This window comes from Pseudonocardia sp. (assembly GCF_035305885.1).
In the GTDB taxonomy this organism is placed as follows: Bacteria; Actinomycetota; Actinomycetes; order Mycobacteriales; family Pseudonocardiaceae; genus Pseudonocardia.
Map to the genome: position 1 here is coordinate 1 of NZ_DATGOP010000023.1, position 12868 is coordinate 12868.

The window sequence follows — 12868 nt, forward strand, 5'->3', positions numbered from 1 at the left end:
GGCCGTCGGGCCCTCAGCCCTGCTCCGCCCCGGCGAGCCGCTCCGCGAGCTCCCGCAGGGCCGCCGCCCGGATCTTCGCGCCGTTGGTGCCGACGGTCGTCGGCATCTCCGGGATCACGTGCACGGTGTCGGGCACCTTGAAGCGCGCCAGCGTGGCCGCGCACCACTCGCGGAGGGCGACCGGGTCGGGCTCGGCGCCCTCGGCCGGTTCGACGAAGGCGATCGCACGCGTCTCCCCCGCCCGGGTGATCCCGACGACCTTCGTGCGCCCCACGTCGGGGTGCGCGGCCAGGCGGTTCTCGATCTCCGCGGGGTCGACGAGGAAGCCCTTCAGCCGCAGCGCGTCGCCGATGCGGTTGAGGTAGACGAACGAACCGTCGGGCCGCGCGACGCCGAGGTCGCCGGAGCGGAACCAGCCGTCCTCGGTGAACGCGGCGGCGCGGATCGCGCCGTCGTGGTCGCCCAGGTAGCCGTCGACGACGTGGTAGCCGCGGAACTGCAGCTCGCCCGGCTCGTCGCCGGTGATCGGCTCGCCGGTGAACAGGTCGACCGCGCGCACCTCGATCGCGTCCGAGACGGGCACGCCGCCCCCGCGCCACCGGTCGGGCCGCGGCAGCGCCGGGTCCCAGAACGACATGAGCGCGAACAGCTCGCTCGAGCCGTACACCCCGCACGTCGGCGTGCCGGTCTCGTCCTCGGCCCACGCGGCGACGGTGGCCGACGTGCCGTAGAAGTCGGCGATCAGCAGCCGCCGCCAGTCCGGCAGGCCCACCGGCTGCGCGCGCCACGCCTCCATGAGCCGGCCGCTGATGTCGTCGGCGCAGGCGAGGTGGGTGACGTAGTGGCGGGCCATGTGGGCCACGGTCCGGGCCGGGTCGAAGGTCGGTTCCAGGAGGACGGCGCCGCCGGCCGCGATCGCGGCGAGCGCGGGCACGTACCCGAAGACCCCGGACAGGGGGAGCACGACGAGGCTGACCGAGTCCTCGTCCCACCCGCCCGCGGCGGCCACGTTCCGGGCGTGTGTGGCGACGCCGCTGCTCAGGTGGGCGGCGAGCTTCGGCCGGCCGGTGGAGCCGGACGTCGTGAACGCCACGGCGAGCGCGTCGGGCCCGCCGCGTAGCGCGTCCGCGTCGGGCGGCGGGCCCGCGGGTTCCGGTGGCACCCATGTCCCGGCGCCGACGTCGTGCCGGGCAGCCTCGATCGCGGAGACGGGCGGGCGCCCCGGGCCTGCGACCACCGCCACCTGCGGGGCGGGCACGCCCGCCTCGGGGAGTGCATCGCGCAGCCGGCCGGACAGGTCGAGGCCGAGGAAGTCGTCCGCCACGGCGACGACGGCCGGGCGCGCCCGCTCCAGCACGTGCGCGACGTCGCCGACGCCGTAGCGGGTGTTGATCCCGATCACGTGGGCGCCGAGCGCGGCGGCGGCGAACTGCCAGACCAGAGCGTCGGACCAGTTCGGCAGCATGACGCCGACGCAGTCGCCCCGCCCGACGCCGCGCTCGCGCAAGGCGTCGCGCAGCGCCACGGTGCGCGCGAGGAACTCGGCGCGGGTGACCCGCACGTCGTCCTCCCCGTCGATCACGAGCACGGCGGCCGGACGCGTCGCGACGACGTCGGCCAGCAGGTCTGCCAGGGTCATCGGGATCGCCTCGCCAGGTCGGTGAGCCACCCGTGCAGCGTCGCGGCGAAGCCGGGCAGCTCCTCCATCGGGTAGTGGCCGACGCCCTCGAGGAACGTGCAGCGGGCGTCGGGGATCAGCCCGGCCGCGTGGCGGACGTCGGCCGGGTCGAGCCACAGGTCGTCGCAGCCCGCGACGAGGTGCACGGGGCACCGGACGCCGGGCAGGCCGGAGCGCACGTCGTGGGTCACCCAGCCGATGAGGTCGCTGGTGGTGACCTCCGGGTCCTCCCGCCGGTGCATGCGCGCGATCAGCTCGGCCCGCTCCGGCTGCACGTTCGCGCCCACGACGGCAAGGGTGCCGTGGTAGGTGCGGTCCGCGCGACTGGGCGCGGCCGCGTCGACCAGCTCGCGCTCCAGCCCACGGACCGTGAGCATCGGGTCGCGGTCGGTGCCGCCGTGCGCGGCCATCGCGACCACGCCGGCCAGCCGGTCGCCGCGGCGCACGGCCAGCTGCAAGGCGATCGCGCCCCCGATCGAGCACCCGACCACGAACGGCCGCTCCATGCCGAGGGCGTCGATCAGCTCCTCGCACCAGGCGGCGTAGTCGCCGAGGTCGCGCACCGGCCCGCGCGGGGCGGGCTCGGAACGGCCGTGCCCCGGCAGGTCCGGCACGACGACGCGGTAGCCGAGCGCGGCCAGCTCGGGCTGCACGTCCCGCCACTGCACCCCGTTCTGCCCCGCGGTGTGCAGGCACAGCACGGGGGTGCCCGCGCCCTCCTCCAGCACGAACGCCCTGCTGCCCGCCACCCGCAGGTCGTGCGCGCGCATCACGCCGCCTCCTTCGCGAGCGCGCGCGCCTCGTCGACCAGCGCCACGAGGGCGCTGGTCAGGCGCAGGTACTCGTAGGCGCTGCCGCTCACGGTGAACTCCCCGCGCATCGTCCGCTTCGTGAAGTCGTTGACCGGCCCGGTCAGCAGCCGCACCCAGGTGATGTCCGGGGCGCCGAGCACGAAGGTCGGCCCGTCGGGGGTGCGGGTGCCGCAGTCCAGCACGCGCCCGCGGTAGATCCGGAACTGGACGACGTCCTCGCCGAAGCGCAGGCCGATCGTGCCGTCCCAGGTGCTGGTCTGCGTGGTGAACGCCGGGGAGGCCGCGAGCCGCTCCCCCAGCGCACGCGCCCACGCGGCGCCGGGGAACGCCCGGCCGACCCGCTGCGCGTCGTCGCCGGTCGCGTCGCGGGCGGTCACCAGCGCGGCGGTCTCGCCCTCCTGGACGAGCACGCCGCGCTGGTCGCGCACGAGCACGTGCCGCCCGATCACCCCGTTCACCCGCGCGGACGTCCGCCGGGCCCGGGTGATCGTCATCTCGTAGCTCACCCGGTCGCCGGGGTGCAGGGGCGCGAGGTAGCGCCAGCGGGTGTCCAGGGCGGCCTCGACGTGGGCGCCGAGCCCCGTCTCGTACAGCCACCCGAAGAAGCACGCGATGCCGAGCGGGCCGTGCACGAGCGGCTGCTCGTCGCGGGTGTGCACCGGGTGGCGGTCGCCGCTCAGCTCGGCGAACGCGGCGACGTCGGCGGGCGAGAGCGTGCGCTCCGGGCCGGTGTAGGTGCGTCCGACCTCGAAGTCCTCGAAGTACGGGCCGGAGTCCATGCGCCCCCTTCGGCACGAACGAACGTTCTTTCACGCTAACGAAGCACGCCTGGGCTCCCCCTGTCAAGCGGCCCGGGACGCGGTCGTCGGGTGCCGTAGGCTGAGGGACATGAACACCCGTTCCGCCGCCCTCGTCCCCGACACCGGCCGGCGGAACGAGGCCGTCATCCTCAACGCGGCGCTCGAGGCGTTCGGCCGGAAGGGCTTCAACGGCGCGTCGATGCGCGACGTCGCGAAGCTCGCCGGCACGAGCCTGTCCAACCTCTACAACTACTTCCCCTCGAAGTCGCGGCTGCTCGCCGAGGTGCTGCGGCACGCCAACGACGAGCTGCGGGCACGGGTGCGGCGCGCGGTCGCCGACGCCGGCGACGACGCGACCTCGCGGATGCGCGAAGCCGTGCGCGCCTACGTCGGCTTCGTGGTCGACCAGCAGGTCGCGATGCTCGTGTCCACGAACGAGGTGCGCTACCTCGAGCCGGACGACCGCGCCGCACTGGTGGCCGAGCGCGACTCGACCCAGGACGTCTTCGAGGAGATCGTCGCCCAAGGCGTGGCGAGCGGCGAGTTCCGCACGCCGTACGCCGCCGATGCCGCCCGCGCCATCCTGTCCGGGATCAACGCGATCGCCTCCTGGTACCGGCCGGACGGGCGGCTGTCGCGCGGCCAGCTCGCCGAGCAGCAGGCCCGCTACGCGCTCGCGCTGCTGGAAGCCCGCCTCCCCCACTGAGCAGACCCCGCGCCTTGCCCGGGGCGATTCCGCTCGGCTAGGTTACGAACGATCGTTCGTACCTACGGCCGCAACGCCGCAGTCCGGAGGTGGACTGAGATGGACCAGCACGCTCCCCCGCAGCAGATGGGCAGGCTCGCCGCGGCCGCGGTGTTCGCCACCACGCTCGAGTGGTTCGACTTCCTCATCTACGCCACGGCCGCCGCGCTCGTGTTCGGCCACCTGTTCTTCCCCTCGGTGAGCCCGGTCGCCGGCACGCTGGCCTCGTTCGCGACGTTCGCGGTCGGGTTCGTCGCCCGCCCGCTCGGCGGGATCATCGCCGGCCACGTCGGCGACCGGTTCGGCCGCAAGCCGCCGCTCGTCGGGGCGATGCTGATCATGGGGCTGGCGACGTTCATGATCGGTGTGCTGCCCGGGTACGACGCGATCGGGGCGTGGGCCCCCGCCCTGCTCGTGCTCGCCCGGCTCGTGCAGGGCATCGGCGTCGGGGCCCAGTGGGGCGGGGCGGCGCTGCTGCTCACCGAGCACGCACCCGTCGCGCGGCGGGGCTTCTACGGCAGCCTCGTGCAGACCGGCGCCATCTTCGGCGCGGTGGCGGGCAACATGTTCTTCCTCCTCCTCACCGCCGTGCTCACCGACGAGCAGTTCATGGCGTGGGGCTGGCGCATCCCGTTCCTGTCCGGGCTCGTGCTCGTGGCGATCGGCGCCTACGTCCAGCTGCGCATCGAGGACACGCCCGTGTTCCGCGAGCTGCGGGAGCGGTCGAGCGCCTCCCGCGCGGAGGCCGGGTTGCGCAAGGCGCCGCTCGTGGAGGCCGTCCGCCGCTACTGGCGGGAGATCCTGCAGGCGGCGGGCGCGTTCTTCGTCGTCAACGCCACCTTCTACATCCTGATCAGCGGCATGCTCGACTACGCGACGACGACCGTCGGGATGTCCCGGTCCACGATCCTGTGGTGCGTGATGCTGGCCGGGCTCACGCAGGTGGTGTCCATGCCGCTGTTCGGGGCGCTCACCGACCGCATGGGGTCGCGCAAGCGCCTCTACCTCACCGGCACCGTGCTGATGGGCCTGTTCGCGTTCCCGATGTTCTGGCTGGTGGAGACCGGGTCCACGCCGCTGGTGTTCCTCGCGCTGCTCGTCGGGTTCACCATCCACGCGACGATGTACGGCCCGCAGGCCACCCTCTACACCGAGATGTTCCCCGCCGACGTCCGCTACTCGGGGGCGTCGCTGGGCTACCAGTTCGCGTCGGTGTTCGCCGGCGGGCTGGCCCCGTTCATCATGACGGCCCTGCTCGCGGCCACGGGCGCGTCGTGGTCGGTGGCGCTGTACATCATCGGGTGCGCGGCGATCACCTTCGTCGCCGTGGCGACGATCCGGGAGCGGTTCGGGCGCGACCTGTACGAGCCCTCGACGGCGGTCGGGGCGAGCCGGGGGTGAGGCCCGCGCGGGCCGCTCACCACCGCACCGGGGCGGTGACGACGTCGGCTGCCGGCGCTGGTGGCACCGACCGGTCGGCGCCACCGACTAGTTGGTGGTCCCGTCGACCGGTGCCGCACCCGGCGTGACGGCCCTGGTGAACTCGAGGAGCGCCTCCGCACGCCGGGTCAGCTGCGCACCGCGCGGGTGGGCGAGCACCACGGAGACGTCCGGAACGTCGTCGGCGATGGGGAGCGCGACGACCCGTCGCCCGTCGTAGGTGACCTCGGTCAGCGGGTGCTGGACGAGCACGGCGTAGCCGAGACCCCGGCCGACCAGGCAGCGCACCTCCTCGAGGTTGGGCGTCCGGTACCACGCCGCCGCGTCCGAGCCCCACCCGGCGGCGGGCCCCTGTGCCCCCTCCGCGAGCGGGGGCAGGTCGAGCCTGATCAACGGCTCGTCGGCGAGGTCCGCCAGGCGCACCTGCCCGCCGCCCGCCAACCGGTGGTCCGCCGCGAGCAGGACGTAGGGGCGCAGCCGCCGGACGAGCCGGCGGTCGACGTCGGGATGCAGGCCGCGGTCGTAGAGCAACGCGACCTCGATCGCACCGTCGAGGAGCAGGGACTGCAGCTCGTGCTGCGCGTCCTCGACGACGTCCAGCCGCAGCATCGGGTGCTCGGCGGCGAAGGTGTCCAGCAGTGACGGGACGAAGAACGGCGCGAGCACCGTGTAGCAGCCCACCCGCAACCGGCCCGCGAGCTGCCCGCCGCTCGCCACCGCGGCGGACTGCAGCTCCTCCGCCTGCGCCAGCAACGCCCGCGCGTCCGCCAGCACCCGCTGACCGGCCGCGGTGAGCGTGACGCCCTTCGCCTTGCGGCGCAGCAGGAGCTGCACGCCGAGGGCGCGTTCGAGATCGCCGATGGCGAGCGCGATCCCGGCGTGCGACACGTGGCAGCGGGCGGCCGCACCGGTGAGCGTGCCGGTCTCGGCGGCCGCCACGAAGTACTCGAGCTGCCGCAGGGTGAACCGCACCAAAAGATAGTAATACTTGCTTCTCTCGTTAGTTAGTCATGCTTTTCATAAATTATGGGCCCGGCCACACTGCTACGCGCATCCCCAGCACGGAAAGGGGCCGACGTGACGACGCGCGTCCCGGTGTACGACGGGCCGATCATCGACGTGGACGTCCACCAGCGGTGGCGTTCCACGGACGAGCTGGTCGAACGGTTGCCCCGGCGGTGGAGGGCCTACGTCCGCGACCGCACCGGAGGCCCCCGTGCCGCGCTCATGCCGGCCGGGCTGACCTACCCGTTCCAGCGAGGGGTCAACAAGCGGTTGGAGGCGCTCCCCGAGGACGGGCTGGGCACCTCCTACGAGCTGATGCGCGCCCAGCACCTCGACCCCCACCCGATCGAGGTCGCGAACCTGTCGTTCGACATCGGACACGAGGTGGCGCGGCACAACCCCCAGTTCGCGGCGGCCATCGCCCGGGCGATGAACGACTGGGTCGTCGAGACCTGGTTACCCCGGGACTCCCGGCTGCGCACGACCGTCGTCATCCCGGCCGAGCTACCCGACGCCGCCGCTGCCGAGATCCGCCGGATGGCCGACCACCCCGGCGTGACGGGCGTGCTGTTCTCCTGGAACGCCTTCGGCAAGCCGCTCGGGCACCCCGTCTACGACCCCATCTACCGGGTGGCCGAGGAGGTGGGCCTGCCGATCGTGATCCACGGCGCCGCAGGCGAGACGGAAGGGGGCCCGGCCCACACCGCTGCAGGCGGCGTGCCGAACTCGCGGTTGGAGTGGCACACGCTGCTGCAGCAGCCGACGCTCACCCACCTCGCCAGCTTCGTGACCCAGGGGACGTTCGAGAAGTTCCCCGGGCTCAAGGTCCTCGTGCTCGAGACCGGCCTGGCCTGGGTGCCGAACTTCCTCTGGCGGCTCGACGCCCACTACCGGGTGCTGCGCGCCGAGAGCGACTGGGTCCGGCAGCGGCCGAGCGACTACTTCCGGCAGCACGTCAAGCTCAGCACGCAGCCGTTGGAGCTGACCCCGCGCAAGAGCCAGCTGATCGAGCTGTTCGAGGCGCTCGGCGGCATGGACGACGTGCTCTGCTTCTCCAGCGACTACCCCCACTGGGACGCCGACGACCCCTTCTACGTCGCACGTCGACTGCCGCGGGAGTGGCTGCCGAAGGTCTTCCACGAGAACGCCCGCTCGATCCTGCGGCTGGCCCCGGTGGCCGGGTCCGCCGGCGCAGCTGGATCCGCTGCGGCGCCCTCCGGCGCGGGGGCGTCGGCGCGATGAGCGTGATCGACATCGGGGCGGCGGAGGACTTCCCGGACCGCACGCTGCGCCAGGTGCGCGCGGCTGGGCTCGAGGTCGCCGTGTGCCGGTGGGGCGCCGAGCTCTTCGCCGTGCGGGGCCGCTGCCCCCACCAGGCCGCGCCGCTCTCGGAGGGGTTCCTGCAGGTCGCCTTGTCGAGCCGGTTCACCCCCGACGGCGTGGAGGTCGACGCGGACGCAGCGGAACCGGCGGTCCTCTGCCCCTGGCACCGCTGGGAGTTCTCGCTGCGGTCCGGCGAGTCGGCCTGTCCCGGCTACCGGGTCGCGACCTACCCGGTCCACGAACACGACGGCCGCGTGCTGATCCGAGTGGGGAGGGGCTGAGGTGTCCGAGCGCGAACGGCGCTACCGGGGCCCGGTCATCGACGCGTGCGTGCACCACCACTGGCGGTCCCAGCTCGAGGTCACCGACTTCATGTCGGCGGGCTGGCGGGAGCACATCGGCGTACCGGGAACCCTGCCCGGCGGGGCGGGCGCGATGCCGATCCTGCCCGCCGCTCCGTTCCGGCACCCGGCCGGCGACTACCTGGCCACGGCCGAGCCGGACGGAGCGCCGGCCGGGTCGGACCCCGGGCTGCTGGTCCGACAGGCCCTCGGCGCGGGTCGCGTGGAGCGGGCGGTGCTGAGCCACGACCGGGGCATGTTCATCCCCGCGGTCCCCAACACCCACCGGGCGAGCGCGCTCGCCCGCGCCATCAACGACTGGACGATCGAGCGCTGGTTCGCCGCCGACGAGCGCCTCTTCGGACTCGTGCTGGTGCCCAACCAGACGCCGCAGGAGGGCGCCGCGGAGGTGCGGCGCGCCGGCGCCCACGAACGGATGGTCGGGGCGCTCATGGCCGCGAACGGGCTCGGCAAGCCGTTCGGTCATCCCGCGTACCACCCGATCTACGAGGCCGCGGCCGAGCTGGACCTGCCGGTCGTCCTGCACCCCGGCGGTGACGTGGGCGCCGACACCCTGACCCACCCCACGGCGGGCGGGATGCCGAGCACCTTCGGTGAGCTGTCCGCGCTCGCGTTCAGCCCGATCATGACCCACGTCCAGAGCATGATCGTGCAGGGGGTGTTCGAGAAGTACCCCGACCTGCGGCTGTTCGTCTCCGGGGTGGGCACGGCGTGGATACCGGGCCTGTTCTTCCGTCTCGATGTGAACTGGCGCGGGCTGCGGCGCGAGGTGCCGTGGGTCCGCCGCCTCCCCAGCGACTACTTCCGCGACCACGTGCGGGTGAGCACGTGGCCGATCGACCGCCCCGCTGAACCGGACGGAGCCGAACGGGTGGTGAAGCTCCTCGACGCGTTCGGGGACGCGGCGGACCTGCTGTGCTTCGCCTCGGGCTACCCGCACTGGAACACCGACGCCGTCGACGACATCGCGCAACGGCTCCCGGCGTCGTGGCACGCCAAGGTCTTCCACGACAACGCCCGGAACTGGTTCAGGTGGCCCGACCGCGAGCGTCGGCCGACGTCGCGGCGCACCGTCGAGGTGGGCGCCATGCCGGCCACGGGGGTCTCGGACGCACCGCCCGCCCGCCGGGAGTACCCGACGGAGGACGGCAGGGAGATCGAATGGGTACCGGCTGCCGACTGACCGCCGCGCCCCAGCGGGGCCCGGTGTTCGACGCGCACGCTCTCGCCCGGCGGGTCGCCGAGCTGGGCCCGGTGGTCTCGCCGGACGTCATGGCGGCGTCCCAGGCGTTGTACGCGCCGTTCCACGAACGTCCGCCGTACGCGGGCATCGAGGTGCACCGGGACGTCGCCTACGGGTCGCACCCGCGGCAGCGGCTGGACGTCTTCCGGCCGGCGGGTGCGCAACCCGGCGCACCGCGGCCGGTGGTCGTCTTCGTCCACGGCGGGGGTTTCGTCGGCGGCGACAAGAACCGGCCCGGCAGCCCGTACCACGACAACGTCGCCGTGTGGGCCGTCCGCCACGGCCTGGTGGGGGTCACGATGACCTACCGGCTCGCCCCGGAGTTCGGCTGGCCCGCGGGCACCGAGGACGTGGCGGCGGCCCTGCACTGGGTGCGGACGAACATCACCGCGCACGGCGGCGAACCGGACCGGATCCACCTCATGGGGACCTCCGCGGGCGCGGTCCACGCCGCGTGCTACCTGGCCCACCCGCGGTTCCACGAGCCCGCGGGCCCCGCGGTGGCGAGCGCAAGCCTGCTCTCCGGCGCCTACGACCTGGCGACCTTCGAGCCCGACCTGCTGCGCCCGTATTTCGGTGACGACCCCGGCCGCTACGTCGAGCTGTCCCCGCTCCGCGGGCTGGTCGACTCCCCGGTGCCGGTCCTCTACGCCGTCGCCGAGTTCGACCCACCCCCCGCACAGCGGCAGGCCACCGCCGTGGTCGCCGCCCACAGCCACCGGCACGGACGGTGGCCCCCCGTGGTGCGCCTCAGGGGGCACAACCACTTCACGCTCACCGCTCACCTCAACACCCCGGACGACGAGCTCGCCCGCCACGTGCTCGCCGAGATCGCGTCGGCACCGGCCGCCGGCGCCGCTCGCCACGAGGACTGACCCGCCACGACCACCGAGGAAGGCGACAACGATGTCGAGATCTCCCCGAAGGGGCCTCCGGGCGACCGCGGTGGCGGTCGCCACGACCCTGGTGCTCGCCGCGTGCGGGGGATCCGGTGGGGCGTCCGCGGGCCCCGTCGACGCCCAACCGGCCCGGGGCGGCACGCTCACCATGGCGATCGGCATCCCCGCCCGCAGCTTCGACCCCGCCGAGGACGCGACCATCTCGTCGGCCGGCGACGCGACGCGGCTCGCGGCCGTCTTCGACCACCTGTTCATCTCCGACCCGGTGACCGGGGAGGCGGTGCCGCACATCGGGGAGAGCATCGAGCCGTCGGAGGACGGACGGGTCTGGACCCTGAAGATCCGCCCGGGGGTCACGTTCTCCGACGGGACCCCGTACGACGCCGAGGCGGTGCGGTTCACCTACCAGCACTACGTCGACGTCGGCTTCTCGCCGGAGGCGCGGACCATCGCCACCTGGGACATGGCGGTCCTCGACCCGCTGACGCTGCAGATCACCACGCCCGAGCCGAACATGCACCTCGACAAGCTGATCGCGCAGTCGCTGCCGTTCATCGTGTCCCCGACCGCGATGCGGGCCGACCCCGAGGGTTTCTCCGCCAACCCGGTGGGCGCCGGCCCGTACCTGCTGACCGAGTGGGTGCGCGACAGCCACGAGATCTACACCGCGAACCCCGACTACTGGCAGGAGGGCAAGCCGTACCTCGAGCAGGTGCGGATCGATCTCGTCCCCGAGGCCGGCCAGCGCGTCAACGCCATCGCGTCCGGTCAGGCGGACGTGCAACCCCCGACCGCGGACGCCGACCTCGCCCTGTTCGCCGAGGCCGAGGCGATGGGCCTCACCGTGCACCGGCAGGACCAGAACGGCGGCGGCTGGATCTACTTCAACAACCAGCGCCCCCCGTTCGACGACGTCCGCGCGCGCAGGGCCATCTACCTGAGCATCGACCGCCAGCAGCTCGCCGAGATCATGCAGGGGTCACCGGACGCCCGCGCGGCAGCAGGGCTGTTCGAGCCGGACTCCCCGTTCCACGAACCCGACCTGACGTTGCCCGCCGTCGACCGGGCCCGCGCCCAGGAGCTGTTCGACGAGCTGGCGGCCGAGGGCAAGCCGGTCGACTTCGTGTTCGTGAACATCAGCGGCAACGACGTCAACACCCGCGCCGCGCAGTTCATCCAGAGCCAGCTGCGGGACATGCGGAACGTGTCGATGAGGATCGACAACATCGACGTCACGGCCGCGCGCGAACGGGTCTTCCTGCGTCGCGACTACGACATGAGCCCGTACCCGGGGGCCTACCGGTACCCCGACCCGGACCCGGGCCTGGTGAACCTCCTCGGCTCGACCGGCAGCTTCAACACCACCGGGTACGCCAACGCCGAGGTCGATGCGGCACTGCTCGCGGCGCGGTCGACGACCGACGTCGCCGAGCGCGCCGCGAGCTACCGCGCGGTGCAGGAGCGGTTCCTGGCCGACCTCCCCGGGATGTTCACCTTCACCCCGACGCTCACCACGATCATGTCCGACGACGTCACGGGCCTGCGGTACACCAGCCGCGGCCTGATCCGCTGGGACGAGATCGGGTTCCGGCCGGACGCCTGAGGAGAGCCACGGTGCTACGCCAAGTCGGGAGCCGCCTCCTCCGCCTGGTGCCGGTCCTGTTCCTGATCACGCTGCTCACCACCGCGATGGTCGACCTCATGCCGGGCTCGCCCGCGCTCGCGATGCTCGGCGACCAGGCGACCCCGGAGCAGGTCGCCCGGCTCAACGAGCAGCTCGGCCTGGACCGGCCGTTCCACGTCCGCTACTGGGACTGGCTGACGGCTGCGCTCGGCGGCGACCTGGGGACGTCGCTGCGCATGGGCCTCCCGGTCACCACCGCCATCGCGCAGCGGTTCCCGGTGACGCTCGAGATCGCGGTGCTCTCCGTCGTGCTGGCGCTGCTCGTCGCGGTGCCCCTCGCGCTCGTGGCGGGGGCCCGCGCCGACGGCCGGCTGGACCGGACCGCCACCGCGCTGTCGTCGGCGCTGCTGTCGCTGCCCGGGTTCGCCGCGGCGGTGCTGCTGATCTACCTCCTGGCGGTGCGGGCGCGGCTGTTCCCGGTCGGGGGCTGGGTCCCCTTCACCGAGGACCCGATCGGCAACCTGCGGTCCGCCGTCCTGCCCGCGCTGAGCCTCGCCCTCATGGAGGCGGCCGTCTACTTCCGGCTGCTGCGCGGCGACGTGATCAGGACCCTTCAGGAGAAGTTCGTGCTGTCGGCGCGCGCCCGCGGCCTGCCACCCGGCTACGTGCTGTTCCGCCACGTGCTGCGCCCGTCGCTGTTCTCCCTGACGACGGTGGCGGGGCTGTCCATGGGCCGCCTGCTCGGTGGGGCGGTCATCGTGGAGTCGCTGTTCGCCCTGCCCGGCATCGGGTTCTTGGCCATCCAGTCGGTCCCGTTCCAGGACATCCCCGCGATCCAGGGGATCGTCGTCGTGGTGGCCGTCACCTACGTGCTCGTCAACATCGCGGTCGACGTCGGCTACTCGGTCATCGACCCGCGGATCCGGGCGAGGTGACG

At 73.3% G+C, this 12868-nt stretch carries 12 protein-coding genes; 8 read left to right on the top strand and 4 right to left on the bottom strand.

Annotated elements, in window-relative coordinates; all coding sequences use genetic code 11:
- Positions 1-13: 13 nt before the first annotated feature.
- From VKZ81_RS04030 to VKZ81_RS04040, 3 genes are read right to left on the bottom strand one after another with little or no spacing between them, the layout of a single operon-like run.
- Positions 14-1639 (bottom strand): AMP-binding protein, encoded by a 1626-nt coding sequence (locus VKZ81_RS04030; RefSeq protein ID WP_324240027.1) that lies wholly within the window; start codon positions 1637-1639, stop codon positions 14-16.
- Positions 1636-2448, bottom strand: coding sequence for an alpha/beta fold hydrolase (locus VKZ81_RS04035; RefSeq protein ID WP_324240028.1), 813 nt, complete (start codon positions 2446-2448; stop codon positions 1636-1638). Before VKZ81_RS04035 ends, VKZ81_RS04030 begins: the two co-directional genes overlap by 4 nt.
- A complete protein-coding gene (locus VKZ81_RS04040; RefSeq protein ID WP_324240029.1) occupies positions 2448-3269 on the bottom strand; it encodes a MaoC/PaaZ C-terminal domain-containing protein in 822 nt (273 codons plus the stop codon). Before VKZ81_RS04040 ends, VKZ81_RS04035 begins: the two co-directional genes overlap by 1 nt.
- Before the next feature lie 109 nt (positions 3270-3378).
- Between VKZ81_RS04040 and VKZ81_RS04045 the strand changes: the two genes are divergently transcribed.
- On the top strand, positions 3379-3996 hold the full coding sequence (locus tag VKZ81_RS04045; RefSeq protein ID WP_324240030.1) for a TetR-type transcription factor C-terminal domain-containing protein: 618 nt from the start codon (positions 3379-3381) through the stop codon (positions 3994-3996).
- Positions 3997-4095: 99 nt separating this feature from the next.
- Positions 4096-5436 (top strand): MFS transporter, encoded by a 1341-nt coding sequence (locus tag VKZ81_RS04050; RefSeq protein WP_324240031.1) that lies wholly within the window; start codon positions 4096-4098, stop codon positions 5434-5436.
- Positions 5437-5523: 87 nt separating this feature from the next.
- Here VKZ81_RS04050 and VKZ81_RS04055 read toward each other — a convergent pair whose 3' ends face one another.
- Positions 5524-6447, bottom strand: coding sequence for a LysR substrate-binding domain-containing protein (locus tag VKZ81_RS04055; protein ID WP_324240032.1), 924 nt, complete (start codon positions 6445-6447; stop codon positions 5524-5526).
- A gap of 105 nt (positions 6448-6552) precedes the next feature.
- On the opposite strand from VKZ81_RS04055, the gene VKZ81_RS04060 reads away from it, so the two are divergent.
- The 6 genes from VKZ81_RS04060 to VKZ81_RS04085 all read left to right on the top strand — a co-directional run bounded on the left by VKZ81_RS04060 (position 6553) and on the right by VKZ81_RS04085 (position 12866).
- Positions 6553-7722: an amidohydrolase family protein gene (locus VKZ81_RS04060; RefSeq protein WP_324240033.1), complete on the top strand. Its 1170-nt coding sequence runs from the start codon at positions 6553-6555 to the stop codon at positions 7720-7722.
- The gene (locus tag VKZ81_RS04065; RefSeq protein WP_324240034.1) at positions 7719-8084 is read left to right on the top strand and encodes a Rieske (2Fe-2S) protein; all 366 of its coding nucleotides are present in this window, start codon (positions 7719-7721) and stop codon (positions 8082-8084) included. The genes VKZ81_RS04060 and VKZ81_RS04065 overlap by 4 nt, the downstream gene beginning before the upstream one ends.
- 1 nt (position 8085) lies before the next feature.
- A complete protein-coding gene (locus VKZ81_RS04070) occupies positions 8086-9348 on the top strand; it encodes an amidohydrolase family protein (RefSeq protein ID WP_324240035.1) in 1263 nt (420 codons plus the stop codon).
- Complete coding sequence (locus VKZ81_RS04075; RefSeq protein ID WP_324240036.1) at positions 9327-10283, top strand: alpha/beta hydrolase; 957 nt, start codon at positions 9327-9329, stop codon at positions 10281-10283. Before VKZ81_RS04070 ends, VKZ81_RS04075 begins: the two co-directional genes overlap by 22 nt.
- 70 nt (positions 10284-10353) lie before the next feature.
- Complete coding sequence (locus VKZ81_RS04080; protein ID WP_324240037.1) at positions 10354-11910, top strand: ABC transporter substrate-binding protein; 1557 nt, start codon at positions 10354-10356, stop codon at positions 11908-11910.
- Positions 11911-11921: 11 nt separating this feature from the next.
- A complete protein-coding gene (locus tag VKZ81_RS04085; protein WP_324240038.1) occupies positions 11922-12866 on the top strand; it encodes an ABC transporter permease in 945 nt (314 codons plus the stop codon).
- Positions 12867-12868 lie beyond the last annotated feature (2 nt).